23 protein-coding genes and 1 riboswitch are annotated in these 24,642 nt (G+C 63.2%); of the genes, 13 read left to right on the forward strand and 10 right to left on the reverse strand.

Going from position 1 to position 24,642, the window contains the following annotated elements; all coding sequences use genetic code 11:
* Window positions 1-24: 24 nt before the first annotated feature.
* From KIH45_RS01185 to KIH45_RS01215, 7 genes are all read left to right on the forward strand, one after another.
* The gene (locus KIH45_RS01185; protein ID WP_213174177.1) at window positions 25-789 is read left to right on the forward strand and encodes an SRPBCC family protein; all 765 of its coding nucleotides are present in this window, start codon (window positions 25-27) and stop codon (window positions 787-789) included.
* A 359-nt stretch (window positions 790-1,148) separates the two neighbouring features.
* On the forward strand, window positions 1,149-1,517 hold the full coding sequence (gene rpsM / locus KIH45_RS01190; RefSeq protein ID WP_213174178.1) for a 30S ribosomal protein S13: 369 nt from the start codon (window positions 1,149-1,151) through the stop codon (window positions 1,515-1,517).
* Window positions 1,518-1,572: 55 nt separating this feature from the next.
* A complete protein-coding gene (rpsK, locus tag KIH45_RS01195) occupies window positions 1,573-1,962 on the forward strand; it encodes a 30S ribosomal protein S11 (protein WP_047820301.1) in 390 nt (129 codons plus the stop codon).
* A 137-nt stretch (window positions 1,963-2,099) separates the two neighbouring features.
* Complete coding sequence (locus KIH45_RS01200) at window positions 2,100-3,155, forward strand: DNA-directed RNA polymerase subunit alpha (protein ID WP_213174179.1); 1,056 nt, start codon at window positions 2,100-2,102, stop codon at window positions 3,153-3,155.
* Between the two features lie 115 nt (window positions 3,156-3,270).
* A complete protein-coding gene (rplQ, locus tag KIH45_RS01205) occupies window positions 3,271-3,693 on the forward strand; it encodes a 50S ribosomal protein L17 (RefSeq protein WP_066765621.1) in 423 nt (140 codons plus the stop codon).
* A 201-nt stretch (window positions 3,694-3,894) separates the two neighbouring features.
* Window positions 3,895-4,482, forward strand: a complete 588-nt coding sequence (locus KIH45_RS01210; protein ID WP_213174180.1) for a hypothetical protein — start codon at window positions 3,895-3,897, stop codon at window positions 4,480-4,482.
* A gap of 173 nt (window positions 4,483-4,655) precedes the next feature.
* On the forward strand, window positions 4,656-5,432 hold the full coding sequence (locus KIH45_RS01215) for a hypothetical protein (protein ID WP_213174181.1): 777 nt from the start codon (window positions 4,656-4,658) through the stop codon (window positions 5,430-5,432).
* Here KIH45_RS01215 and KIH45_RS01220 read toward each other — a convergent pair.
* From KIH45_RS01220 to mdh, 9 genes are all read right to left on the reverse strand, one after another.
* A complete protein-coding gene (locus KIH45_RS01220; RefSeq protein WP_213174182.1) occupies window positions 5,414-6,058 on the reverse strand; it encodes a trimeric intracellular cation channel family protein in 645 nt (214 codons plus the stop codon). The two genes, KIH45_RS01215 and KIH45_RS01220, sit on opposite strands and share 19 nt — an antisense overlap.
* A complete protein-coding gene (locus tag KIH45_RS01225; RefSeq protein WP_213174183.1) occupies window positions 6,055-6,747 on the reverse strand; it encodes a PepSY domain-containing protein in 693 nt (230 codons plus the stop codon). The genes KIH45_RS01220 and KIH45_RS01225 overlap by 4 nt, the downstream gene beginning before the upstream one ends.
* Before the next feature lie 62 nt (window positions 6,748-6,809).
* Entirely contained in the window at window positions 6,810-8,213 is a 1,404-nt protein-coding gene (lpdA, locus tag KIH45_RS01230; protein ID WP_213174184.1) for a dihydrolipoyl dehydrogenase, read from the reverse strand.
* A gap of 41 nt (window positions 8,214-8,254) precedes the next feature.
* Window positions 8,255-9,478 carry a 2-oxoglutarate dehydrogenase complex dihydrolipoyllysine-residue succinyltransferase gene (gene odhB / locus KIH45_RS01235; protein ID WP_213174185.1) on the reverse strand — a complete coding sequence of 408 codons (1,224 nt, stop codon included), beginning with the start codon at window positions 9,476-9,478 and terminating at the stop codon, window positions 8,255-8,257.
* 22 nt (window positions 9,479-9,500) lie between these two features.
* Complete coding sequence (locus KIH45_RS01240) at window positions 9,501-12,332, reverse strand: 2-oxoglutarate dehydrogenase E1 component (protein ID WP_213174186.1); 2,832 nt, start codon at window positions 12,330-12,332, stop codon at window positions 9,501-9,503.
* 110 nt (window positions 12,333-12,442) lie between these two features.
* A complete protein-coding gene (gene sucD, locus KIH45_RS01245) occupies window positions 12,443-13,333 on the reverse strand; it encodes a succinate--CoA ligase subunit alpha (protein ID WP_213174187.1) in 891 nt (296 codons plus the stop codon).
* A 22-nt stretch (window positions 13,334-13,355) separates the two neighbouring features.
* Window positions 13,356-13,976, reverse strand: coding sequence for a hypothetical protein (locus tag KIH45_RS01250; RefSeq protein WP_213174188.1), 621 nt, complete (start codon window positions 13,974-13,976; stop codon window positions 13,356-13,358).
* On the reverse strand, window positions 13,973-14,476 hold the full coding sequence (locus tag KIH45_RS01255) for a hypothetical protein (RefSeq protein ID WP_213174189.1): 504 nt from the start codon (window positions 14,474-14,476) through the stop codon (window positions 13,973-13,975). Before KIH45_RS01255 ends, KIH45_RS01250 begins: the two co-directional genes overlap by 4 nt.
* Window positions 14,463-15,425: a malate dehydrogenase gene (gene mdh / locus KIH45_RS01260; RefSeq protein WP_213174190.1), complete on the reverse strand. Its 963-nt coding sequence runs from the start codon at window positions 15,423-15,425 to the stop codon at window positions 14,463-14,465. Before mdh ends, KIH45_RS01255 begins: the two co-directional genes overlap by 14 nt.
* Before the next feature lie 230 nt (window positions 15,426-15,655).
* A riboswitch (cobalamin riboswitch) is annotated at window positions 15,656-15,890 on the forward strand.
* A 97-nt stretch (window positions 15,891-15,987) separates the two neighbouring features.
* Between mdh and KIH45_RS01265 the strand changes: the two genes are divergently transcribed.
* The 5 genes from KIH45_RS01265 to KIH45_RS01285 are packed head-to-tail and all read left to right on the forward strand — an operon-like array spanning window position 15,988 to window position 20,780.
* Window positions 15,988-17,859, forward strand: a complete 1,872-nt coding sequence (locus KIH45_RS01265; protein WP_213174191.1) for a TonB-dependent receptor plug domain-containing protein — start codon at window positions 15,988-15,990, stop codon at window positions 17,857-17,859.
* 3 nt (window positions 17,860-17,862) lie between these two features.
* Entirely contained in the window at window positions 17,863-18,678 is an 816-nt protein-coding gene (locus KIH45_RS01270; RefSeq protein WP_337925375.1) for an ABC transporter substrate-binding protein, read from the forward strand.
* Window positions 18,675-19,634: a FecCD family ABC transporter permease gene (locus tag KIH45_RS01275; RefSeq protein ID WP_213174192.1), complete on the forward strand. Its 960-nt coding sequence runs from the start codon at window positions 18,675-18,677 to the stop codon at window positions 19,632-19,634. Before KIH45_RS01270 ends, KIH45_RS01275 begins: the two co-directional genes overlap by 4 nt.
* Window positions 19,634-20,422: an ABC transporter ATP-binding protein gene (locus tag KIH45_RS01280; protein ID WP_213174193.1), complete on the forward strand. Its 789-nt coding sequence runs from the start codon at window positions 19,634-19,636 to the stop codon at window positions 20,420-20,422. Before KIH45_RS01275 ends, KIH45_RS01280 begins: the two co-directional genes overlap by 1 nt.
* 31 nt (window positions 20,423-20,453) lie before the next feature.
* Window positions 20,454-20,780: a hypothetical protein gene (locus tag KIH45_RS01285; RefSeq protein ID WP_213174194.1), complete on the forward strand. Its 327-nt coding sequence runs from the start codon at window positions 20,454-20,456 to the stop codon at window positions 20,778-20,780.
* Here KIH45_RS01285 and thpR read toward each other — a convergent pair.
* Window positions 20,773-21,327 carry an RNA 2',3'-cyclic phosphodiesterase gene (thpR, locus tag KIH45_RS01290; protein ID WP_213174195.1) on the reverse strand — a complete coding sequence of 185 codons (555 nt, stop codon included), beginning with the start codon at window positions 21,325-21,327 and terminating at the stop codon, window positions 20,773-20,775. The two genes, KIH45_RS01285 and thpR, sit on opposite strands and share 8 nt — an antisense overlap.
* A gap of 328 nt (window positions 21,328-21,655) precedes the next feature.
* Between thpR and uvrA the strand changes: the two genes are divergently transcribed.
* A complete protein-coding gene (gene uvrA, locus KIH45_RS01295; protein ID WP_213174196.1) occupies window positions 21,656-24,592 on the forward strand; it encodes an excinuclease ABC subunit UvrA in 2,937 nt (978 codons plus the stop codon).
* Window positions 24,593-24,642: the final 50 nt, after the last annotated feature.

Consider the following 24,642-nt stretch of genomic DNA (forward strand, 5'->3'; position numbering starts at 1 on the left):
ATCGGAACAGGGAAGGGGCACCCGATGTACATGCGTTCTATCGTCGTAACCGCTGCAGCCGCGCTGGCCGGGTTCGCAACGCCTGCTTTTGCGGCGCTGGAAAAGATCGGTGACTATGGTTTCGTATCTCGCCATACCGAAGTGGTCGCTGCAGAGCCGATGGTCGCCTGGGGTGAATTGATCGAACCGGCGAATTGGTGGAACGGCGCGCATTCATTCTCCGGCGACGCTGAAAATCTTACACTTGAGCCGCGTGCACGCGGTTGTTTTTGCGAAATGCTTCCCGTTGGTGCGGCTCGCTCTCAGCCTGGGAGCGTCCGTCACATGGAAGTGCTGTTCGTCGATCCTGGCACCGCGATGCGTTTGTCCGGGGCGTTGGGCCCCTTGCAAAGTGAGGCGGTGGCCGGCGTTCTTACGATCACTTTCAAGGAAGTCGATGGCGGAACCCGCATCCTGTTTGAATATGTCGTGGGTGGCTCGATGCGCTTCCCGATTGAGCAGATCGGGCCCGCGGTGGATCGTGTGATTGGTGAACAGCTGTCGCGGCTTGCGGACAGGATCGGCCGTGCTGACACGACGCCAGCACCAGAAGCGATCGATTTGCCGCCGTCCGCGCCTGCGGAGGCGGAGGCTGAAGTGAGCGCGATCGACGAGGCTGCCCAGGAGACTGAGGGAGCAGGAGCTGGTTTCGGGGCGGACTTCCTCTCGGACCTCGATGCCAAACCAAGCGAGGCCGAGGAACTGCCTCCCGTCGAGGAAGATGAGCTTAACGAGTTCGATACTCGCTGAACGAAAGATACCTCATCCTCAGGCGAGCCGATGAGGTGTGGGCTGAAAACACTCTCGAGAGTTGGCCTGTGACCTATGGGCCTTTGACGATCGCGCGGCTCTGCGGTATGAGGCGGATATCGGCATCCATTGCCGCGGCGGGCAGCTTTCGCGCTGACCCGTTGACTTGCCGCGCGAATCGACGTAAGCGCGGCCCTCGCTCGTCATAAATCGGGTCCGGTCCGGCAGGTTCGCGGCAATTCGCGTTCCACCCGGACTTTTTGCCGTTCCGGCAAATGGACCTGCCCAACGACAGGCGTTCAACCGCGATGAGATAGGGGCAGGCCAGTGCCTATCCCCTGTGGAGCATGGAGAATTAAGTGGCTCGTATTGCCGGGGTAAACATCCCCACCAACAAGCGCGTTATTATCGCGCTCACCTACATCCACGGTATCGGTCCGAAGTCCGCCAAGGACATCGCTGCCAAGCTGGGTATCGACGAATCCCGTCGCGTCCAGGACCTTTCCGACCAGGAAGTCCTGCAGATCCGTGAAACGATCGACGCCGACTATCTTGTCGAGGGTGACCTTCGTCGCGAACACGCGATGAACATCAAGCGCCTCATGGACCTGGCCTGCTATCGCGGCCTGCGTCACCGTAAGGGCCTGCCGGTCCGCGGTCAGCGCACGCACACCAATGCCCGCACCCGCAAGGGCAAGGCGAAGCCGATCGCCGGCAAGAAGAAGTAAGCCGCGCCTTTTGGCAGCAGGCTGACCCTTCCTTCAGGATACAGGAACCAAGACAATGGCACGCGAACCCCAGCGCATTCGGCGCCGCGAACGCAAGAACATTTCCAGCGGCGTCGCTCACGTGAACGCCAGCTTCAACAACACCATGATCACCATCACCGATGCCCAGGGCAATGCGATCAGCTGGTCCAGCGCCGGCATGATGGGTTTCAAGGGCAGCCGCAAGTCGACTCCCTATGCTGCGCAGGTCGCGGCTGACGATGCGGGCAAGAAGGCAGCCGAACACGGCGTCCGTACGCTCGAGGTCGAGGTGAAGGGTCCGGGTTCGGGCCGCGAGAGCGCCCTTCGTGCGCTGCAGGCGGTGGGTTTCACCATCACCTCGATCCGCGACGTGACCCCGATCCCGCATAACGGTGTGCGTCCGTCCAAGCGCCGCCGCGTCTGATCTGAAAAGGGCGAGGGGCGGGCCGAAGGATCCACGGCCCGTCCACCCGCACTCGCCTGTTTCGGATCGATACTGTGGGGAAGGCGTATTCCCTCCATACGCACCCCGGATAAACCGATAAACCCTAGGGGAAGTCCATGTCCGTCAATATTAAGAACTGGCAGGAACTGAAGAAGCCCAACAGCCTCGAAATCAAGTCGCAGGGCGATGCCAAGCTGCGTGCGACTTTCGTTGCTGAACCGCTCGAGCGCGGTTTTGGCCTGACGCTCGGCAATGCATTGCGTCGTGTGCTGCTCTCCTCGCTGCAGGGCGCCGCGATCACGTCGATCAAGATCGACAACGTCCTGCACGAGTTCAGCTCGCTTGCAGGCGTGCGTGAGGACATCACCGACATCGTCCTCAACATCAAGCAGGTCGCCCTGAAGATGGAAGGCGAAGGCATGAAGCGCCTGAACCTCTCCGCGACCGGCCCCGCCGAAGTGAAGGCTGGCGACATCCAGGTTTCGGGTGACATCGAGGTCATGAACAAGGACCTCGTGATCTGCCACCTCGACGAAGGCGCTACGCTCAACATGGAGCTGACCGCCGACACCGGTAAGGGTTACTCCCCCGCCGTGCAGAACCGCACCGCGGACGCGCCGATCGGCCTGATCCCGGTCGACTCGCTGTACTCGCCGGTTCGCCAGGTCTCGTACAAGGTCGAGAACGCCCGCGTCGGCCAGGAACTGGACTACGACAAGCTGTCGCTGACCGTCGAAACCGACGGCACGGTCACGCCGGAAGACGCCGTTGCTTACGCAGCGCGCATCCTGCAGGACCAGTTGGCTCTGTTCGTTCACTTCGAGGAAGGCATTCCGCAGGGCGCACCGCAGGTCGCCGGCGTTGCCGCAGCTCCGGAAGAGAGCGACGCGAACCAGCTCAACCGCTACCTTCTCAAGAAGGTCGACGAGCTGGAACTGTCGGTCCGTTCGGCAAACTGCCTCAAGAACGACAACATCATCTACATCGGCGACCTGGTCCAGAAGACCGAGGCCGAGATGCTCCGCACGCCGAACTTCGGCCGCAAGTCGCTCAACGAGATCAAGGAAGTCCTTTCCTCGATGGGCCTGCGCCTCGGCATGGACATCCCCGGCTGGCCGCCGGAGAACATCGAAGAAATGGCCAAGAAGCTCGAACAGGAACTTCTCGGCTGATCGAATTCCCGTCCCGGTTAGCGCCGGGACGGATTTCGGGGTTCATGGCTGACCCCAGACAACAGCCAGGATCGGGCTACCTCATACGGGCCCCCTACGAACGAAGGAAAAGACTATGCGTCACAAGATGGGTGGGCGTAAGCTCCAGCGTAAGACCGGCCACCGCAAGGCCCTCCTGCGCAACATGGCAGCAGCCCTTATCAAGCACGAGCAGATCAAGACCACGACGCCGAAGGCTCGCGAACTGCGTCCCTACGTCGAAAAGCTGATCACGCTTGCCAAGCGCGGTGGTCTCTCGAACCGTCGTCTCGCCAACTCGAAGCTGCTCGACGATGCGCAGCTGGCCAAGCTGTTCGACGTTCTTGCAGAACGCTACAAGGACCGTGACGGCGGCTACACCCGCATCATCAAGGCTGGCATCCGCGCCTCGGACGCTGCTCCGATCGCGATCATCGAGCTGGTCGACCGCGATGTCGACGCCAAGGGCCAGGACTCCGGTCCGGTCATGAGCGAAGAAGAAGAATTCGAAGAAGCCTGATCTAAGGCCTCTTTGTTAGCCAGAAGGGCGCCGGTTGCAGATACGCAACCGGCGCCTTTTTTGCGTTCGATGCGCATTCAGACAAGTCTGCACTTTCCTGAACAATTGCTGTCGTCGGAATTCAGGGTCACCTCATGGCCGAATCGCTATTCCATGTCTTGTCCGGGCTATCCCGTCCGGTCAGGACTAAGGATCGCACCGATGAACAACATTTCGAAAGCCATCATTGGCTCTACCGCGGCCGGCGCGATGGCCCTTGCTTCGGCCAACCCTGCCATGGCGCGCGACCGCTATGACCGCGACGGCATCGATGCCGGCGACGTCATTGCCGGCGCGCTGATCATTGGTGGTATCGCCGCGATCGCCAGCGCCGCGAGCAAGGACAAGAACCGCGACTATTACTACGACCGCGATTACCGCGACGGTCGTTACCGCGACTACGATCGCTATGACCGTTACGGTTACAATGACCGCCGCCGCAACAATGCCCGCGCATCCGTAGAGCAGTGCGTCCGCGCCGCAGAGCGCGATGCCCGCCGCTCCGGCTTTGCCCGCGCCAATGTTACCGACATCCGTGATGTGGACCGCAAGAACGGTGGTTACCGTGTGAAGGGGCGCATCGCCGTTGACACCGGTTATCGCGGCGGCCGCTATGGTCGTGGCTGGGGCCGTGACTATCGCGGTTGGAACAACTCGATGCAGGGTTGGGACAGCGGCAAATTCACGTGCGACATCCGGTACGGCCGGGTCCGTGACATCGATTACTCCGGCATTCGTGGTCTGCGCTGATCCTCCTGCCAGCAATGGCTACTGATGCCTAACCTTGGGCCCGGCGGTATTCCCCTTCCTGCCGGGCCCTTCGTTTATCTGTGGTTCAGGGACTGGAAAGCCATTCAGGCCTAGATTGTCGCATAATGTTTGGGACTCGTCTGAGTCCCGGGGGTTTCAGGGATCGCAAAACCATGAACAGCATATTCCGTTCCGCTGCCGGTGCCGCCGCCTTGCTGGCTGCATCTTCGTTGGCCGTACCCGTTCAGGCGGCACCACTTCCCACTACGTCAGATGCGCCGACCGGAATATGGACCATAGAGAGCGAAACCGCGCATGGTTGGAAACACCATCGACGCTGGCGTCGTAATCGTGTCGATGGTGGCGACTTACTGGCCGGCATCCTGATCCTTGGCGGCGTGGTTGCCATCGCCAAGGCTGCTGAGAACGCGCAGGAGCGCAAGTATCGCGAGCGCCGGGACGAGGACTACCGCTATCGCGATTATGACCGTGACAGCCGCCGTTACGACGATCGCCGCTATGCCGACAATTCACGGCGCGGCATCGACGGCGCGATCGAGGATTGCGTCTATGAGGTCGAGCGTAGCGAAGAGGTCCGCACCGTAGATACCGCGGAACGTGACGAGCGTGGCTGGCACGTTGAAGGCGACCTTGCCAACGGCGGCCGCTTCGATTGCGAGATCGACGCCAGTGGCCGTGTGCGCGACATCGATATCGAGGTCGGTTCTCGCCGTTATGGCAGCGCGGCCGATGCCGTCCGTCCAGCGCGCGACAGCCGTTATGGCGACGATTACTACGCCGACGCCCGCGCGCGGATCGAGGAGCAGGCTCCCGCCACGCGTGTTGAGGATGGGGCCCGTCCCGCCGATGAAGGCGACACGTGGGAGCGCGGCACGCCCGACGACCGTTACCAGACCGCCGACGGCCCGGACTACGCGCTGGTCGGATGATCGGGATCGCTGCCGTGCCTCGAATAGGCCGGCAGCTCGATCCTCCAGACGAGAGCTGCTCCGCGTAGGGCGAGGCCGAGCACGGTCGCAATCGCGAGCGCGGGTGCGCGCGGCACGTCGAGCATCAGCAGTACTGTCGCGGTAAGCGCCGACAGCGCCGCTGCAGTGACGTAGAGCTCGGGCCGCATCAGGATGGACGGCACCCCCGCGACGACATCGCGGATGATCCCGCCGACGCAGCCCGAGACAATGCCCAGCACGACCGCCGAGATCGGCGCGACGCCGAATGACAGCGCCTTGGCCGTGCCCAGCGCGGCGAACGCTGCCAATCCAATGGCGTCCGCCCATTCGAGCAAACGCCCCTGCCACCATCGCACCGGACTGAACCAGGCGAGAAGCGCTGCGACCAACACGACGGGCCCGGCATAAGGATCGGAAATCCAGAACGCTTCCTGCCCCAGCATGACATCGCGCACAGAACCGCCGCCAACGCCGGTGAGGAAGGCGAAGAAGCACACGGTGACAATTGTCTGGCGCAGATGGGCGGCCACGATCGCGCCCGACAGCGCGAAGACGAAGGTCCCCAGCATCTCGAACCAGGGGAAGGTGGCGAGCACTGCCATCATACCGTGACGCGCGCCTTGCGGCGGCGGAACATCAGGATGAAGCCGATCACGCTGAAAACGATGCTCAGCGCTGCAAAGGCGATCAGGATCGGATGATGGGTGTCCTCACGCTCTTGCAGGTCCATGATGTGCAGGCCCCACATGAAGTCGAACAGCCGCCACCAACGCGTGCGTACTGCCTCGATCGCGCCGCTGTCGCGACCGACATAGACGTGGGTGCCGTCCTTCAGGACGACCTGCCAGACAGGCTCAGGGCGGCGGAAATCGAGTGGAACTTCCTCGGGCTCGAAAAAACGGATCTCGGAAACCTCGTCGCCCCCCTCGATCTCCATCGCAACAATCGTGCGGGCAGCAGCAACGTCGATTTCGGGCACGGGAGCGCCGGAGCGGGCGAAATAGCGTTCGACCTTGCCATCGGCGTAGATCGCGCTGGTGATCGCGGAGTTGCCCTGCATTCGCGTGCGCAGCTCGATCGGGCGGTCTTCGCCCTCGATCAGCATGCGGGCGAGGTGGCCGGGCGGGATCGGACGTTTCTCGGTCGTCTTCAACAGGTGGTTGCCGCGCACTTCCTCGATCGGCTTTGCCACCATGACAAGGCCGCTGATCGTCCACATGAGCAGCGGCACGCCCGCCAGCCAAGCCAGCCAGATGTGCCACTTGGCAAACAGGCGCATCGTTTTCTGAGACATGAAAAAGCCCTCCGGCCGCATGTCTGCGGGCGGAGGGCTTTTTCGTCAAATCCCGGAAGGGATCAGATGTGGATCGGCTTGCCCCGGACCGCCATTGCGGCTTCCTTCACGGCTTCCGAATGGGTCGGGTGCGCGTGGCAGGTGTAGGCGATGTCTTCCGACGTCGCGCCGAATTCCATGGCCTGCGCGATCTGCGCGATCATGGTGCCGGCAAGGCTGGCGATGCACCATGCGCCGAGGACGCGGTCGGTTTCTGCATCGGCGATGACCTTCACGAAGCCTTCAGGCTCGCGGTTGGTCTTTGCGCGGCTGTTGGCCATCATCGGGAAGTTGCCGACCTTGACCTCGTGGCCGGCGTCCTTCGCCTGCTGCTCGGTCATGCCGACGCCTGCGATTTCCGGCATCGTGTAGACGACGCTGGGGATCACGGCATGGTTCACGATCCCATGTTCGCCCGCGATGTTCTCGGACACGGCGATGCCTTCGTCCTCGGCCTTGTGGGCCAGCATCGGGCCGGGGATGACGTCGCCGACGGCCCAGACACTGTCGACCTTGGTGCGGAAGTCGTGGTCGGTCTCGATCTGGCCGCGCTGGTTGGTGGCAAGGCCGATGGCATCGAGGTTGAGACCGTCGGTATTGGGCTTACGCCCGATGGCGACCAGCACGCAGTCGGCTTCGAGCGTTTCGGCATCGCCACCGTTCGAAGGTTCGACGGTGAGAGTGGCCTTGCCGTCCTTCACTTCAGCGCCGGTGACCTTGGTGCTGAGCTTCAGCTCCATGCCCTGCTTCTTGAAGATCTTGCCTGCTTCCTTCCGGACGGCATCGTCCATGCCGGGCAGAAGCTGATCAAGGAATTCGACAACGGTGACTTCTGCGCCAAGACGGCGCCAGACCGAACCGAGTTCGAGCCCGATCACGCCGCCGCCGATAACGACCATCTTTTCGGGAACGCGGTCCAGCGCTAGCGCGCCGGTGCTGTCGACGATCACGCCGCCTTCATTGTCGACGGTAACGCCCGGAAGCGGCGTGACCGATGAACCGGTGGCGATGACGATGTTACGCGCCGAATGTTCGCCATCGCCGACCTTCACGGTGTGCTTGTCGACGAACGAGCCGAGGCCCTTGAGCCAAGTCACCTTGTTCTTCTTGAACAGGTACTCGATCCCGCCGGTCAGTTCCTTGACTGCCGTCGCCTTTTCGCCCTGCAACGCCGACAGATCGAGTTCGGGGGCGGGGATCTTCACGCCGAACTTGGCGAGCGTGCCGTCCTTGGCTTCCTCGAACAGTTCGGAACCGTGCAGCATCGCCTTCGACGGGATGCAGCCGACGTTGAGGCAGGTTCCGCCCAGCGTCTCGCGGCTTTCCACGCAGGCGGTCTTCAGGCCCAGTTGCGCAGCGCGGATGGCGGCCACGTAGCCGCCAGGTCCGGCACCGATGACGATCACGTCGAAGTCGAATTCAGCCATTTTCTATTCTCGTCTTTATGCTGCGTGAGGGAGGCGCGCGATCAAAGGTCGATCAGCAGGCGCGTAGGATCCTCGATCGCTTCCTTGATGATCTTCAGTGCCGTAACAGCCTCGCGTCCGTCGATAATCCGATGGTCGTACGAAAGCGCGATATACATCATCGGACGGATCTCGACCTTGCCGTTGATCGCGACCGGACGGTCCTCGATACGGTGAAGGCCCAGAACCGCGCTCTGCGGCGGGTTGATGATCGGGGTCGACATCAGCGAGCCGAACACGCCGCCGTTGGAAATCGTGAAGGTGCCGCCCTTCATGTCTTCCATCGTCAGGGCGCCTTCCTTGGCGCGCTTGCCGAAGTCGGCGATGTCCTTTTCGATCTGGGCAAAGCCCTTCTTGTCGGCATCGCGCAGGACCGGAACGACAAGACCGTTCGGGGCCGACACGGCGACCGAGACGTCGACGAAGTCGTGGTAGAGGATCTCGTCACCCTCGATCTGGGCATTGACGCTGGGCACGTCCTTCAGCGCAAGGCAGGCAGCCTTGGTGAAAAAGCCCATGAAGCCGAGGCGCACATCGTGCTTCTTGGCGAACAGGTCCTTGTACTTCGAACGCGCTTCCATGACCGCGGTCATGTCGACGTCGTTGAAGGTGGTGAGAAGGGCAGCGGTATCCTGCGCGCTCTTCAGACGCTTTGCGATCGTCTGGCGCAGGCGGGTCATCTTCACCCGCTCGACATTGCGGCCCGAAGTGGCCGGAGCTTCGCCAGCGGCGGGCGCAGGGGCGGCCGCCGGGGCAGCGCCGCTCTTCTTCGCTTCGGCTGCGGCCAGAACGTCTTCCTTGGTCAGGCGGCCGTCCTTGCCGGTGCCCTTGACCGTGGTGGGGTCGATGCCGTGTTCCAGAACTGCGCGGCGAACGGCGGGCGAAAGAACAACCGCGTCATCGCCTTCTGCCGAGGCAGGGGCGGACTGGGAGGGGACCGACGCGCTGTCGTCCTTGCGGGGCGCGACAGCCTTGTCGCCAGCGCCCGCACCGTCAGCAATCGTAGTGATGACCGCACCGACGACGACGGTGTCGCCTTCGCCGACCATGTGTTCACCCATCACGCCCGAGACGGGGGCGTTGACGTCGATCGCGACCTTGTCGGTTTCGAGGCTGCAGATCGGTTCGTCCTGCGCAACCGCTTCGCCGGGCTTCTTCAGCCATTCGCCGACAGTGGCTTCAGTGATGGATTCGCCCAGAACCGGGACTTTGACTTCAGTGCTCATCGGTTTGTTTCCTTTACCGATCTTATTTCTGGCGGGCTGCGATGACGTCTTCAACCGAAAGGCCGAGGGCGTCCGCAACAAGCGCGTTCTGCTGTTCGACGTGGCGGCTGGCGAGACCCGTTGCCGGCGATGCCGACGGTGCGCGGCCCGCGTAACGGGCGCGGCTGACAGGTGCGCCTGCTTCCGACAGGGCCTGCTCGATCTGGCTTTCGACGAAGAACCACGAACCGTTGTTCTTCGGCTCTTCCTGACACCAGACGACCTTTTCGAGGTTCTTCATGCGCGACAGGCGAAGGGCCAGCGGCTCACCCGGGAAGGGGTAGAGCTGCTCGATACGCACGATCGACGTGTCGGTCTGACCTGCGGCATCGCGAGCCTCGATCAGGTCGTAGGCGACCTTGCCCGAACACAGGACCAGGCGCTTGATATCCTCGTCCGCCGGCGGGTTCGTGTCGGACACGATGCGGCGGAAGTGGCTTTCGTCGAGGAACTCTTCCTTCGTCGAACGGGCCATCGGGTGACGCAGCAGCGACTTGGGCGTCATGATGATCAGCGGCTTGCGGAACGAGCGCAGCATCTGGCGGCGAAGCACGTGGAAATAGTTCGCCGGTTCGGTGATGTTGCACACCTGGATGTTGTCGCCCGCGCAAAGCTGCAGGAAGCGTTCGAGACGCGCCGAGGAGTGTTCCGGACCCTGACCTTCATAGCCGTGCGGCAGCAGCAGCACGAGGCCGTTGGCACGAAGCCACTTGGCCTCGCCCGCGGCGATGAACTGGTCGATCATGATCTGCGCGCCGTTGGCGAAGTCGCCGAACTGCGCTTCCCAGAGCACGAGGCTCTTCGGATCGGCCAATGCATAACCGTATTCAAAGCCAAGCACGCCGTATTCGGACAGCGGGCTGTCATAGACCTCGAAGTGACCATGCGGGACATGGCACAGCGGGATGTACTTGTTCTCGGTGTTCTGATCGACCCAGACGGCGTGACGCTGCGAGAACGTGCCGCGGCCTGAATCCTGACCCGACAGGCGGACGGAGAAGCCCTCTGCCAGCAGTGAACCAAACGCCAGCGATTCCGCCGTTGCCCAGTCGAAGCCCGCACCGTTCTCGAACATGTCGCGGCGACCGTCGAGGACGCGGTTCAGCGTCTTGTGGATCGTCACGTCTTCGGGAACGGTCGTCAGCGTGCGGGCCAGGCCGTCGAACAGCTTGCCCTCGATACCCGTCGCGATGTTGCGGCGCGCGGTTTCCGGGTCAGCAGGCTTGTTGAGACCGGCCCAGCGACCGCCGAACCAGTCGGCCTCGTTCGCCTTGTAGGTCTTGCCCGCCTCGAACTCACCGTCGAGGTACTTGGTGAAGCCGTCGATCGTTTCCTGCGCGAAGCCGCCGTCAATCACGCCTTCTTCCTCGAGCCGCTTCGCATAGAGCGAGGCGACGCCGGGGTGCTTGCGGATCTTCTGGTACATCAGCGGCTGCGTGAAGCTGGGCTCGTCGCCTTCGTTATGGCCGAAGCGGCGATAGCACCACATGTCGATCACGATATCGCGGCCGAAACGCTGGCGATATTCGATCGCGAGCTTGCAGCAGAACGTCACGGCCTCGGGATCGTCGCCGTTAACGTGCAGGATCGGGGCCTGGACGCCCTTTGCGACGTCCGAGGGGTAGGGCGACGAGCGCGCGAACTGCGGGCTGGTCGTGAAGCCGATCTGGTTGTTGATGACGAAGTGGATGCAGCCGCCGGTGTTGTAGCCGCGGATGCCGGAAAAGCCGAAGCATTCCCACACGATGCCCTGGCCTGCGAAAGCCGCGTCACCGTGGATCAGCACGGGCAGCACGGTCTGGTGCTTGCCGACGCCGATGTCGTCCTGGAACCGCTGCTGCGCGCGGACCTTGCCGAGCACGACCGGGTCCACCGCCTCGAGGTGCGAGGGGTTGGGCACGAGGCTCATGTGGACCTTGGTGCCGTCGAATTCACGGTCGGTGGAAGTGCCGAGGTGGTACTTCACGTCGCCCGAACCGCCGACATCGTCGGGGTTGGCGCTGCCGCCGGAAAATTCGTGGAAGATGACCTTGTAAGGCTTGCCCATCACGTTCGCGAGGACGTTCAGGCGGCCGCGGTGGGCCATACCGAACACGATTTCCTTCACGCCGCTGGAGCCGCCGTACTTGATGACGGATTCAAGCGCCGGGATCATCGATTCGCCGCCGTCGAGGCCGAAACGCTTCGTGCCGACGTACTTCTTGCCGAGGAACTTCTCGTACTGCTCACCGCGGATCACGGCCTGCAGGATCGCCTTCTTGCCCATGATGGTGAAGTCGATCGAGGCGTCCTTGCCTTCCATGCGGTCCTGCAGGAAGCGACGCTCTTCGATGTCGGCGATGTGCATGTATTCAAGGCCGACCTTGCCGCAGTAATTTGCGCGCAGGATCGCCACGATCTCGTTGACCGTCGCCCATTCCATGCCGAGGTTACCGCCGATGTAGACCGGGCGGTCGAGATCGCCGGGGCCGAAGCCGTGGTATTCGGGGGTGAGATCAGCCGGAAGCTCGAGCTTGGACAGGCCCAGCGGGTCGAGATCGGCCGCAAGGTGGCCGCGCACGCGATAGGTGCGGATCAGCAGCATGGCGCGAACCGAATCGTCGCAGGCCGCTTCGACCGCCTTCTCGTCGAGCTTGGCGCCCTTCTTCTCGGCAGAGGCCTTGATCTCGGCCTTCATGCGGGTGGGATCCATCGACGCTGTCAGGTCGTCGGTACCGCCCATGTCGAGCGGCCAGCCCTTGCGGGCCCAGGAAGGTCCGGGCTGGGGGCCGTCAGGCTCCAGCTCGGGAAGGAAGGACTGGTTTTCTTTACCCATTTTCAGTCACCCGCATCTGGCCGGTCTGTCCGGCACAGGTGTAATCTTGGCGGTAGAGCCAAAGGCGGTGGGACGGCCATCCCTCCTCGGCCGCCCCACCGCCGAAAGCCTTAGGCCGTTTCCTTGAGCAGGCCGTTCAGCGTTTCGCCGAGCAGCGAAGGCGAGGGCGAGACGCGGATACCCGCTTCTTCCATCGCCGCGATCTTGTCTTCGGCGCCGCCCTGGCCGCCCGAAACAATGGCACCGGCGTGGCCCATGCGGCGGCCCGGAGGCGCCGTACGGCCCGCGATGAAGCCCACCATCGGCTTCTTGCGACCGCGCTTGGCTTCGTCCTTGAGGAACTGGGCCGCTTCTTCTTCGGCCGAGCCGCCGATTTCGCCGATCATGATGATCGACTTGGTCTCGTCGTCGGCAAGGAAGAGTTCGAGCACGTCGATGAAGTTCGTGCCGTTGACCGGGTCACCGCCGATGCCGACAGCCGTCGTCTGGCCGAGGCCGGCGTTGGTGGTCTGGAACACGGCTTCGTAGGTGAGCGTGCCCGAGCGGCTGACGACACCAACCGAACCCTTGGAGAAGATCGAACCGGGCATGATGCCGATCTTGCATTCGCCGGGCGTCAGGACGCCGGGGCAGTTCGGGCCGATCAGGCGCGACTTCGAACCCTGCAGGGCGCGCTTCACCTTGACCATGTCGAGCACCGGAATGCCCTCGGTGATGGCGACGATCAGTTCCATCTCGGCGTCGATCGCTTCAAGGATCGAGTCGGCAGCGAACGGCGGCGGAACGTAGATGCACGATGCGGTCGCGCCGGTGGCGGCCTTCGCTTCGTGAACGGTGTTGAAGTTCGGCAGGCCGATGTGGGTCGTGCCGCCCTTGCCCGGGGTAACGCCCGCGACCATCTGCGTGCCGTAGGCCAGCGCCTGTTCGGTATGGAAGGTGCCGGTGGCACCGGTCATACCCTGGGTAATGACCTTGGTATTCTTGTCGACGAGGATGGACATTCGATTTTCCCCTCTTGCTGGGTCAGTCGTTGGCGACAGGGCCGATCGAATCGATCTTCATGGCCAGGCCGTTGAAATGGACATGGGATTCCAGCGGGCTACCCGCCGGGACGAAATAGTAGTCGAAGCTGTCGGTCGTGGGGCTGAGCCCTTCGAACTTCACGATCGTGTTGCCTTCCCGCTCGATAGTCTGAACGGGCTCGCTTCCGGCTAGTTCCTTGACCTTGGCGACCCCTGCATCGCGCGTTTCGGCAGGGTCGAACAAGCGGCAGCCGGTGACACGGCCGCCGTGGACGGTCACTTCGGTCACGACGATGGCGACATCTTCGCCGCCCACGGTGTTCCGGAAGATCGCCGCGGGCGACATCGTGCCGCCCATCTCGGCAACGGCCTTTTGGCCGGCGTCTTCGGCAAATTCCATGAACGAGGTGAGGGCGGGCACGCCTGCGCGGTCGGTCGGCTCCCAACCGGCTTCGACGACGCTGGCAACGGTGCCGTCGTAATCGGGCATCGGGCCGCAGGCCTTGGCGAATTCGGCAAACATCGCGTCGATCGGATATGCGCCGTCAGCCGCCATGGCAGGTGCCGCCAGCAACATCGGTGCGACGATCGCACCGGCGCCAAGGGCGGCGGCCAGCCTCATTCGGCAGTCTCTTGCGCAGCGGACACGACGAACAGCGCCTTGGGCGACGAACGGTCACCGCTGGGGTTCATCTCGACCGTCTTTTCCGAACGCAGCCACGTGTAGACGAAGCCGTCTTGCGAGACCGGCATGCCGAACACCGCGCTGACATCACGGGCAAGCGGGTTGTAATCCGCCGTCGTATCCAGCTTCGTCATGACCATGCAGGTCTTGTCGCGAAGGTTTTCCTTCGTGATGACGATGTAAGCCTCGTTGCCCGACTTCTCGTAAGCGCCGCGCACGACCATCTGGCGATTGCCGCCTGACTTGCGCACGTTCTTCCAGCCATGAGACTTGAGGTCGTCGAGCTCGATCCACGTCGGCGACGTGATTGCCGCGCAAACGTCGATAGCCTCGGCCACCTGATCGGGTGAAGCAGGCTTGGACTGTGCCGCTGCCGGCCCCGCGAAGGCGAGGGCCGACAGGCTTGCACAAAGGGTGGTGGTCTTAAGCCAGGTCACCGTCGATGCCCTTGCAGGCTTCCAGCAGTTCCTTGACCGCGTCGATCGACACCTGAAGGTTGCCCTTCTCTTCGTCGTTCAGTTCGATCTCGATGACTTCCTCGATGCCGTCGGCACCGATCATCGCGGGAACGCCGACATAGAGACCGTCAACGCCGTACTGGCCCGACAGGTGCGCTGCGCAGGGCAGGATGCGCTTCTGGTCGCCGAGGTAGGCTTCGGCCATCGCGATCGCCGACGTGGCGGGCGCGTAGTAGGCCGAACCGGTCTTGAGCAGGCCGACGATTTCGCCGCCGCCTGAACGGGTGCGCTGAACGATGGCGTCCATGGCTTCCTTGCTCGACTTGCCCATCTTGACGAGGTCGTCGACCGGGATGCCCGAGATCGTGGTGTAGCTGGTGACGGGAACCATCGTGTCGCCGTGGCCGCCAAGGACGAACGCATTCACGTCCTTCACCGAAACGCCGAATTCCCATGCGAGGAACGTGGCGAAACGGGCCGAGTCGAGCACGCCGGCCATGCCGACGACCTTGTTGTGCGGCAGGCCCGAGAATTCGCGCAGCGCCCAGACCATCGCGTCGAGCGGGTTGGTGATGCAGATCACGAACGCGTCGGGACAGTTGTTCTTGATGCCTTCGCCAACCGACTTCATGACCTTGAGGTTGATGCCCAGAAGGTCGTCGCGGCTCATGCCCGGCTTGCGCGGAACGCCGGCGGTGACGATCACGACGTCGGCGCCTGCGATGTCGGCATAGTCGTTGGTGCCGGTGATCTTGGCGTCAAAGCCTTCGACCGGGCCGCACTGCGAAAGGTCCAGAGCTTTGCCCTGCGGCATGCCCTCGGCGATGTCGAACAGGACGACGTCGCCCAATTCCTTTTTGGCGGCGAGATGGGCGAGCGTTCCGCCGATCATGCCGGCGCCGATAAGGGCAATCTTCTTGCGTGCCATTGACTAGGCTCCTCGTATCGCGCTGCGGGCGGCAGTCGAAAACCGATTAAGCGCACGGCGACGGCCCGCATTTCGTCGCTCATCGCGGGTTCGAAAGGCGACCTAGGCCTCTGATGTGGGGATTGCAACCAGCAAAAAGTCGAGGAATCGAACTATCTTTGCAATTGGTTCGCAATATCAAAAGGGCGGTTTCAGCAGTAACTGTTGCCAATGCTGCACTGCCGTTCTAGGGGCGCGGCGACGTTACGGGTTCGCCGATCCCATCCGGGTGAAGCGCTAAGAGGGAAGTCCGGTGCGCATTGTGCTTCATGTGAAGCCTGCCACTCCGGCGCTGCCCCCGCAACTGTAACCGGACAGCGCGCCCTTCACGCGCCACTGGCTGCCGCTTCATCGCGGAACCGGGAAGGCGAAGGGACGTGCGATGACCCGGGAGCCAGGAGACCTGCCCGTAGCTGTCGTTCACGTTTCGGGGCGGGGTGTACCTGGAGCAGCGAGCGGTCTGTCGGTTTTGGTCCGACCGGCTTCCCGTCTGGACGACGTTTCGTTCCATACGGGAGGTTTGATGTACAAGTACCTGTTTCTTTTGAGCTCCGTTTTTGCCGCTCCTGCGCTTGCGCAGGACGTGGATGGTAACGACGCGGTCGAATATGCAACCGCCGCACCGCCGCCGATGATTGAAGAAGTTCCGACCATCACCGTTACCGCGACGGGCCTGCCGCTCGACGTGTCTCAGACCGGTCAGCCGGTCTCGATCATCTCGCGCGACGAGATCGAAGCTATCCAGGGGGCGGATATCACCCGCGTGCTTCAGCGCATGCCCGGCGTTTCGACGACGCGTAATGGCGGCGCTGGCGGTTTTACCGGCGTTCGTGTGCGCGGCGCGGCCTCGGAACAGCTGCTCGTCCTGATCGACGGCGTGAAGGTCAACGACGTTGCCTCTCCAGGCGGCGGCTTCGATTTTGGCAACCTGCTTGCCGGCGAAATCGAGCGGATCGAGCTGCTGCGCGGACCGAACTCGGTCGCATGGGGTGCGGACGCGATGGGCGGGGTCATGAACCTCACCACTCGTGCACCCGATGGCGTGACCGCGAGCGCCGAATATGGCGCGCGCGAGACCGTGTACACGACGCTCGGCGGTGGTGTCCGTACGGACGCTTTCGAACTGGGTCTTACCGGCAGTTATTACGACACCGACGGGTTCAGCGCGGCGGCGGATGGTGCCGAGGACGATGGCTATCGCCAGTACCAGGTCACGGGCCGTGCGCGCTATCGCGTCACTGACCTGTTCAGCATCGTTGCCAATGGGCGCTATGCGGACTCGAAGCTGGAACAGGACGGCTATCCGGCACCGACTTTCATGTTCGGCGATACCGCCGACCTTCAGGACACCAGCGAATGGTCGGGCCGGGTCGGGGCTGAATATCTCGGCGACCGTCTCTCGCTGCGCGCAGGCTATGCACTTTCGGATACCGAACGGACTTACACGGGCGAAAGCTACGGGGAATATCCCTATGCCACGAAGGGGCGCGCGGAACGCGCCGAGATCTTCGGGCAGTACGCGCTTGCAGGCCCGGTGCGTCTCGACTTCGGTGCGGACCGCGAATGGTCCGAGTTCGAGGACAGTGGCACGACCGAGGATGCCTCGATCAACAGCGGCCACGCTATGCTGGGCATCTATCTGCCATTCGCATCGGTCGCGGCTGGCGCGCGCTATGACGATCACTCGACTTTCGGGGACGAATGGACGTTCGGTGCAAACGCAGCCGTCTCTATCGCGTCGGACCTGCGCGTTCGGGCTAGCTATGGCGAGGGTTTCAAGGTTCCCTCGCTCTATCAGCTCTATTCCTTCTACGGCGATACCTCGCTGCAGCCGGAAACCAGCAAGGGCTATGACATCGGGTTGGAGAAAGGTCGCCGCGACGGCGCGTTCTTTGCGGGTGTTTCGCTGTTCCGCCGCGACAGCCGCAACCTGATCGACTTCGATCTGGTGTCTTACGCCTACTACAACATCGGCAAGGCGCGTTCGGAAGGCGTTGAACTGGAACTCGGCGCACGACCGGCGGACAACCTGCGGGCAGGGTTGGTCTATACATACGTCAAGTCGACCGACCGTACGGCGGGCGGCATATACGAAGGTAACGACCTCAACCGCCGTCCGCGCAACACGATCACGGCCAGCCTCGACTGGACCGCTCCGGTGGCGGGCATTGCGCTTGGCGGAGACATTCGCATGGTCGGCGACAGCTTCGACGATCGCGGCGAATGGACGCGGCTCGATGGGTATCAGACCGTCGATCTGCGCGCCTCGGTGCCGCTTGGCGAGGTCGAGGTGTTCGGGCGTGTCGAGAATGTCTTCGACGATGGTTACGAGACCGTGGCCGGTTACAACACTGCCGGACGCAGCGCCTATGTCGGCGCGCGGCTGAGCATCTGATCCGTGCGGCGCGGCGCGCATATCGCGGTGCTGGCGAGTCTGCTCGCCGCCGCGTGTGCACCCGCGCCGGACAGCACTGCCGCCAAGGCTCCGCGCATCGTCTCGCTGAACCCCTGCGCCGATGCTATCCTTGCCGAAGTCGCGCCCGATCACTTGGTCGCGGTTTCGCATTACAGCCACGATCCGGCGTCGAGTTCGATGGGCGTGGCACAAGCCGGGCGTTTTGCCGCGACAGCGGGCAGCGCCGAGGAAATCGCAAAGCTCGACCCCGACATCGTCGTTGCGGGCACTTTCCTGCCGCCCGCTACCGAACGGGCACTCTCCGCGATGGGCTACCGCGTCGTGAAGACCGGATCGATTGCCTCTCTCGACGATGCGCGGCAACAAGTGCGCGACCTTGCTGCCCTTGCCGGCGAGCAGAAGGCGGGAGAGCGGCTGGTGACGGAAATCGAGGTGAGCGTACTGGCCGCCATGCCGCTGGAGCAGGAGCCGGTTTCGGCGCTCGTCTGGCAGTCTGGCGGTCTGGTGCCGGGTGAACAGACGCTGGTTTCCGATCTCCTCCACCACGCCGGATTCACCAATTTCTCGGCAGGTCGCGGGCTGGGGCAGGGGGCGGTCGTCCCGCTGGAAGACGTGCTTGCCGATCCGCCGCAAGTCATTCTCAATGCAGGAAGCGGGCGGATGCAGAACCATCCTGCGCTGGGCGCGCTCGCCGATCGGACTGCTCAATTCGACACGAAGCTGACGTGGTGCGGCGGACCGACGATCATCGCCGCTGCCGCAAGGCTTGCCGAAATTCGCGAAGGCGCCGTGCGGTGAAGCGGCTCTCGCTCCTACTTCTGGTCGCGCTGGCGATTGCGCTGCCGCTCTCACTTCTGGCGGGCCGCGTCTGGATCGCGCCTTGGGCAGAGCCAGTACCCCACGCGACGACAATCCTCATGGAGCTTCGCCTGCCGCGCGGGTTTTTGGCCGTGGTGATCGGTGCGGGCCTTGGCGGGGCGGGTGCGGCGATGCAGGGTTACTTGCGTAATCCTCTGGCCGATCCGGGACTGTTCGGCATCGCTCCCGGCGCTGCGCTGGGGGCGGTCATGGCGCTTTTCCTAGGGCTGGCCGCGATCCCGTTCGTCCTTCCGGCCTTCGCCCTGATCGGCGCTGGCGGCGCGATGGCACTGCTTGCCCTGATCGCGGGGCGCACCGGAGGAATCGCACTGTTCACGCTGGCGGGCCTGATGATCGCCAGCCTTGCCGGCACCCTCACCAGCCTAGCCATTTCGCTTTCGCCAAATCCCTTCGCCACCAGCGAGATCGTCACCTGGCTGATGGGCGCGCTGACCGATCGCAGCTGGACAGACCTCTGGATCGCAGCACCGCTGACGCTGGCGGGCCTCGTCGTTCTCTGGTTCACTGGCCCCTCACTCGACGCGCTGACGCTGGGCGAGCAGGCTGCGGTTTCGCTGGGGGTCGAGGCAAAACGGCTGCAATGGTGGATCGTGCTGGGCATCGGCCTTGTCATCGGGGCAGGTGTCGCGGCGGCGGGCATTATCGGCTTCGTGGGCCTGATGGTGCCGCACCTCGTTCGGCCGTTCACCGATCGCCGCCCGTCCAGCCTCATCGTGCCGAGCGCGCTTGCGGGCGGGCTTCTGGTGCTGGTCGCCGACACGGTCTGCCGCGTGCTGCCGATGGCGAGCGAACTGCGGCTGGGCATTGCACTCTCGCTGCTGGGCGCACCGTTCTTCCTCGCGCTGCTATTGCGACTTCGCAGGGAACTGGCCTGATGCTCTCCGCACGGGATCTGGTGGTGAAACGGTCAGGCCGCACAGTGGTGGAGAGCGCTTCGCTTGTGCTCGAGCCCGGTGTGCTGACCGCGATTTGCGGTCCGAACGGTGCCGGAAAGTCGAGCCTTTTGGCGGCGCTCGCCGGGCTTTTGCCGATTGCGTCCGGCGAGGTGGCGCTCGGCGATCGGCAGGTCGCTGCAATTCCGGCGCGGGAAAAGGCTCGAATGATCGGTTTCCTGCCGCAACAGGCCGATGTCGCATGGGACATCTCTGTCGAGACGCTCGTGGCGCTGGGCAGGCTCCCATGGCGCTCTGTACCTGGGCGGCCTGCACGGGCGAGCCGGGAAGCAGATAGTAAGGCCGTAGCGTCTGCCATGGCCGCGATGGAACTGGAGGCGCTTGCCCATCGTCCCGTCTCGCAGTTGTCTGGCGGTGAAAAGGCTCGGGCAGCCATGGGGCGCGTTCTGGCCGGAGAGCCGGACTGGATTCTCGCCGACGAACCGCTCGCCAATCTGGACCTCTCGCACCAGCAGGCGCTGTCAGCATCGCTCAAGCGAGAGGCCGGCAAGGGGCGCGGGGTCGTCGTCGTCATGCACGACTTGGCCGCGGCGATGAACCATGCCGAACGCGTGATCGTGATCGAAAACGGGCATATCGTTGCGGACGGAGCGCCGGAGCAGGCGCTGTCGCGCGAAGTTATCGAAGCGGTGTGGCAAGTGCCTTGCCGATGGCTGGGCAAAGCGGGAGCGCGCGCGCTCGCTATGGGACCGGCGGACGCAGAAACTTGACTGCTACCCTTGTTACGGCATGAATTGAGTCATGAAGCGCGCAGCACCCTATATTGCCGTCCTTGTCCTCGGCCTCGTTACCATGCCGGTCGTGCCCGCTGCGGCCGAAGAGTTGCGCGATCCGCGTGCAATCCGTCAGCTTCAGACGCTAGACTGTACCTTCCGGCTGACCAACGATCACGTGAAAGACGTCATCATGATGCAGGATGCGACGCTCTCGCCCGATGCCTGCGTCGCAGCTTGCGCAAAGTTTGCCGAAGAGTCCGTCGTGTCGATGCGCGATGCGGTCACTATTCTTCGCTACACCTGCGAATACCGAGGAAAACGGGTCGCGGACGTCAACCTTAAGGTCACTTGAGGTTTTCTTTTTTGCCCAGCGGAAACCTGACGACGGGGTCGTAATGCGACCCGTTCGGCGTCAGCGTGCTTTCATAGAGCAGGAAGTTGTCGACGCGCATCGGCCCTGCGTGAAAATCTCCGAAACGCGCCATCCAGTCGCCGATCGGACCGCTTGACCGGTTGAGCCTAGCGAGGGTCACATGCGGCAGGAAACGACGCGTCTCCGCCTCGCAACCCGCAGTGACGACCGCACGCTCAACCTTTTTCTGCAAGACCAGCAGTTCCGGCGAATGTGCCACGCCCGTCCAGACCGCGTGGGGCCAGTGCGACTTCGAGAAATGCCCGAGCCCGCGCAGTTCCAGATTGAAGGCCGGCGCTTCGATGCGCGACAGGGCATCGGCAATGTCGTTGGCCAGTGGCGTGTCGACCTCGCCGATATAGCGTAGGGTCAGGTGAAGCTGCGTCTCGTCCTGCCAGCGCGCGTCCTCGATATCGTCCATCACATCGAACATGGCGTCCATTGCGTCCTCACTGGGACGGATGGCGACGAATAGGCGGTGGCTCATGAGCTTTGTTCGATAGCGCGGAAAGGAGTTCCCTCCACGAGCAGCCAGCTTGCGATTGAAAACAAAGGCTGTGGCGCATTGGTTTTCGCGATCCACTCTAAACATTCAAAGGGAAGGTTCATGTGGTCGTGTTAGCAGGCGCTCTTGCCGGACGAAACTACCGGGGCGCGGAGCACCAAGAGGCCGCATTCTCGCTAATTCAGCCAGCCCCTCTGGTCTGACCGGCGTTGCAATCGGGCGGGGCGTTACCACATCGACCGTAACTGGCCACGCGCCATGGGCCCAGAGGTCTTGACGGCGCGGAACATTTGCGGAACATCATTCTCCCATGAGTCTTACCAAGATTTCCGTGCGCGGCGCGCGCGAGCACAACCTGAAGGGTATCGACATCGATCTGCCGCGTGACGCGCTGATCGTGATCACGGGCCTGTCAGGTTCGGGCAAGTCGAGCCTCGCCTTCGACACGATCTATGCCGAAGGGCAGCGCCGCTATGTCGAGAGCCTGTCAGCCTATGCGCGCCAGTTCCTCGAGATGATGCAGAAGCCGGACGTCGAACATATCGACGGACTCTCGCCCGCGATCTCGATCGAGCAGAAGACGACGAGCCGCAACCCGCGCTCGACCGTGGCGACCGTGACCGAGATTTACGACTATATGCGCCTGCTCTGGGCGCGTGTCGGCGTTCCCTACAGCCCCGCAACTGGCTTGCCGATCGAGGCGCAGACCGTGTCGAATATGGTCGACCGGGTGATGACCCTGCCCGAAGGCACACGCGCCTACCTGCTCGCGCCGGTCGTGCGCGGCCGCAAGGGTGAGTACCGCAAGGAACTGGCAGAGTGGCAGAAGGCGGGCTTCACACGCGTGCGCATCGATGGCGAGATGTACGCGATCGAGGAAGCGCCCGCGCTCGACAAGAAGTACAAGCACGACATCGAAGTCGTGGTCGACCGTATCGCTGTGCGCGAAGGGATCGAGACGCGGCTGGCCGACAGTTTTGAGACCGCGCTGAAGCTGGCCGAGGGGCTGGCTTACATCGACCTTGCCGACGGCGTGGTGCCGGGGCGCGAAGACGAGGAAAAGTCGGCCAACGTCACTGGCGGGCAGATGAAAGGCGCGGGTCTTCCCGCCAACCGGATCGTCTTTTCCGAGAAGTTCGCCTGCCCGGTTTCTGGCTTCACGATCGAGGAAGTCGAGCCGCGCCTGTTCTCGTTCAACGCGCCGCAGGGTGCCTGCGCGGCCTGTGACGGGCTGGGCGAGAAGCTGCTGTTCGATCCGCAACTCGTCGTCCCGAACGAGGGGCTCAGCCTCAAGAAGGGCGCCATCGTGCCCTGGGCCAAGTCCAACCCTCCGTCGCCCTATTACATGCAAGTGCTGGCCAGCCTTGCGCGGGAATACGAATTCGACCTGACGACCCCTTGGGAGGAGTTCGACAAGGAAATTCGCGGCATCATTCTTTACGGCACCAGGGGGCGCGCGATCCCGCTGACGTTCAAGGACGGGCGCAAGGAATATACGGTAAAGAAACCGTTCGAAGGCGTGATCGGCAACCTCAATCGCCGCATGCTCCAGACCGAAAGCGCGTGGATGCGCGAGGAACTGGGCAAGTACCAGACCGCGCAGCCGTGCGAGGTTTGTGACGGCAAGAGGTTGAACGAGAAGGCGCTGGCGGTGAAGATCGCGGCAACCGACATTGCCGAACCGACCAAGATGAGCGTCTCGGATGCAAAGGACTGGTTCCTAGCATTGCCGGAAAAGCTCAACGAAACGCAGAACCAGATTGCCAAGGCGATCCTGAAGGAAATCAACGAGCGGCTGGGTTTCCTCGACAATGTCGGGCTCGACTACCTCAACCTCGACCGTACCAGCGGCACGCTGTCTGGTGGTGAGAGCCAGCGTATCCGCCTTGCCAGCCAGATTGGGTCGGGCCTTTCGGGCGTGCTCTACGTTTTGGACGAACCGTCGATCGGACTGCATCAGCGCGACAACGACCGCCTGCTGGAAACGCTGAAGCGGCTGCGCGATCTCGGTAACACGGTCATCGTGGTCGAGCATGACGAGGATGCGATCCGTACCGCCGACCACGTCGTAGACCTGGGCCCCGGCGCGGGCGTCCATGGCGGCGAAGTCGTGGCGCAGGGCACGCTGAAGCAGGTCCTGAAGTCGAAGACATCGCTGACCGCGGCCTATCTCAACGGAACGCGCGAAATCGCGGTGCCGGACAAGCGTCGCAAGGGTAACGGCAAGAAGATCACGGTCCACGGCGCGCGGGCAAACAACCTGCGTAACGTTACAGCCGCGATCCCGCTCGGCACGTTTACCTGCATCACGGGCGTGTCGGGTTCGGGCAAGTCGAGCTTTACCATCGACACACTTCATGCGGGAGCCGCGCGTACGCTCAATGGCGCACGCATTGTGGCGGGCGCACATGACAAGATCACCGGCCTCGAACACTGCGACAAGGTGATCGAGATCGACCAGTCCCCGATCGGTCGCACGCCGCGTTCGAACCCGGCGACTTATACGGGCGCCTTCACCAATATCCGTGACTGGTTCGCGGGCCTGCCCGAGGCTCAGGCGCGCGGCTATAAGCCGGGGCGCTTCAGCTTCAACGTTAAGGGCGGCCGCTGTGAGGCGTGCCAAGGTGACGGTCTTATCAAGATCGAAATGCACTTCCTGCCCGACGTTTATGTCACGTGCGAGGAATGCCACGGCAAGCGATACAACCGCGAAACTCTGGAGGTGAAGTTCAAGGGGCACTCGATCGCTGACGTGCTCGACATGACGATCGAGGACGCGGAAGAGTTCTTCAAGGCTGTCCCGCCGATCCGCGACAAGATGCACATGCTGAACGAGGTCGGCCTCGGCTACGTAAAGGTTGGCCAGCAGGCGACGACGCTCTCTGGCGGCGAGGCGCAGCGTGTGAAGCTCGCCAAGGAGCTGTCGCGTCGGTCGACCGGACAGACGCTGTACATTCTCGACGAGCCGACGACCGGCCTGCACTTCGAAGACGTGCGCAAGTTGCTCGAAGTGCTGCACAGGCTGGTCGAACAAGGCAACAGCGTCGTCGTGATCGAACACAATCTCGACGTCATCAAGACGGCCGACTGGATCGTCGACCTCGGTCCCGAAGGCGGCGTGCGCGGTGGCGAGATCGTTGCCGAAGGCACGCCCGAAAAGGTGGCGGAGAACCCGCGCAGCTTTACGGGCCAATACCTCGCCCCGATGCTTGGCAAGCCTGTCCTTGGGCGCGAGGCGGCGGAGTAGAGGTACGCTGCCCGTCGTGCTAAGCCTGTCGGCAGGAGAAGGAGTCGCGA

This window comes from Croceicoccus gelatinilyticus (assembly GCF_018398395.1).
Taxonomy (GTDB): Bacteria; Pseudomonadota; Alphaproteobacteria; order Sphingomonadales; family Sphingomonadaceae; genus Croceicoccus; species Croceicoccus gelatinilyticus.

Coding starts and splice junctions, on each gene's coding strand:
- lpdA (WP_213174184.1), bottom strand. CDS start 8,213: ATGGCTGAATTCGACTTCGACGTGATCGTCATCGGTGCCGGACCTGGC.
- mdh (WP_213174190.1), bottom strand. CDS start 15,425: ATGGCACGCAAGAAGATTGCCCTTATCGGCGCCGGCATGATCGGCGGA.
- thpR (WP_213174195.1), bottom strand. CDS start 21,327: ATGAGCCACCGCCTATTCGTCGCCATCCGTCCCAGTGAGGACGCAATG.
- uvrA (WP_213174196.1), top strand. CDS start 21,656: ATGAGTCTTACCAAGATTTCCGTGCGCGGCGCGCGCGAGCACAACCTG.
- rplQ (WP_066765621.1), top strand. CDS start 3,271: ATGCGTCACAAGATGGGTGGGCGTAAGCTCCAGCGTAAGACCGGCCAC.
- KIH45_RS01210 (WP_213174180.1), top strand. CDS start 3,895: ATGAACAACATTTCGAAAGCCATCATTGGCTCTACCGCGGCCGGCGCG.
- KIH45_RS01280 (WP_213174193.1), top strand. CDS start 19,634: ATGCTCTCCGCACGGGATCTGGTGGTGAAACGGTCAGGCCGCACAGTG.
- KIH45_RS01265 (WP_213174191.1), top strand. CDS start 15,988: ATGTACAAGTACCTGTTTCTTTTGAGCTCCGTTTTTGCCGCTCCTGCG.
- KIH45_RS01240 (WP_213174186.1), bottom strand. CDS start 12,332: ATGGGTAAAGAAAACCAGTCCTTCCTTCCCGAGCTGGAGCCTGACGGC.
- KIH45_RS01225 (WP_213174183.1), bottom strand. CDS start 6,747: ATGTCTCAGAAAACGATGCGCCTGTTTGCCAAGTGGCACATCTGGCTG.
- KIH45_RS01200 (WP_213174179.1), top strand. CDS start 2,100: ATGTCCGTCAATATTAAGAACTGGCAGGAACTGAAGAAGCCCAACAGC.
- KIH45_RS01250 (WP_213174188.1), bottom strand. CDS start 13,976: ATGAGGCTGGCCGCCGCCCTTGGCGCCGGTGCGATCGTCGCACCGATG.
- KIH45_RS01185 (WP_213174177.1), top strand. CDS start 25: ATGTACATGCGTTCTATCGTCGTAACCGCTGCAGCCGCGCTGGCCGGG.
- sucD (WP_213174187.1), bottom strand. CDS start 13,333: ATGTCCATCCTCGTCGACAAGAATACCAAGGTCATTACCCAGGGTATG.
- KIH45_RS01220 (WP_213174182.1), bottom strand. CDS start 6,058: ATGATGGCAGTGCTCGCCACCTTCCCCTGGTTCGAGATGCTGGGGACC.
- KIH45_RS01215 (WP_213174181.1), top strand. CDS start 4,656: ATGAACAGCATATTCCGTTCCGCTGCCGGTGCCGCCGCCTTGCTGGCT.
- odhB (WP_213174185.1), bottom strand. CDS start 9,478: ATGAGCACTGAAGTCAAAGTCCCGGTTCTGGGCGAATCCATCACTGAA.
- KIH45_RS01285 (WP_213174194.1), top strand. CDS start 20,454: ATGAAGCGCGCAGCACCCTATATTGCCGTCCTTGTCCTCGGCCTCGTT.
- rpsK (WP_047820301.1), top strand. CDS start 1,573: ATGGCACGCGAACCCCAGCGCATTCGGCGCCGCGAACGCAAGAACATT.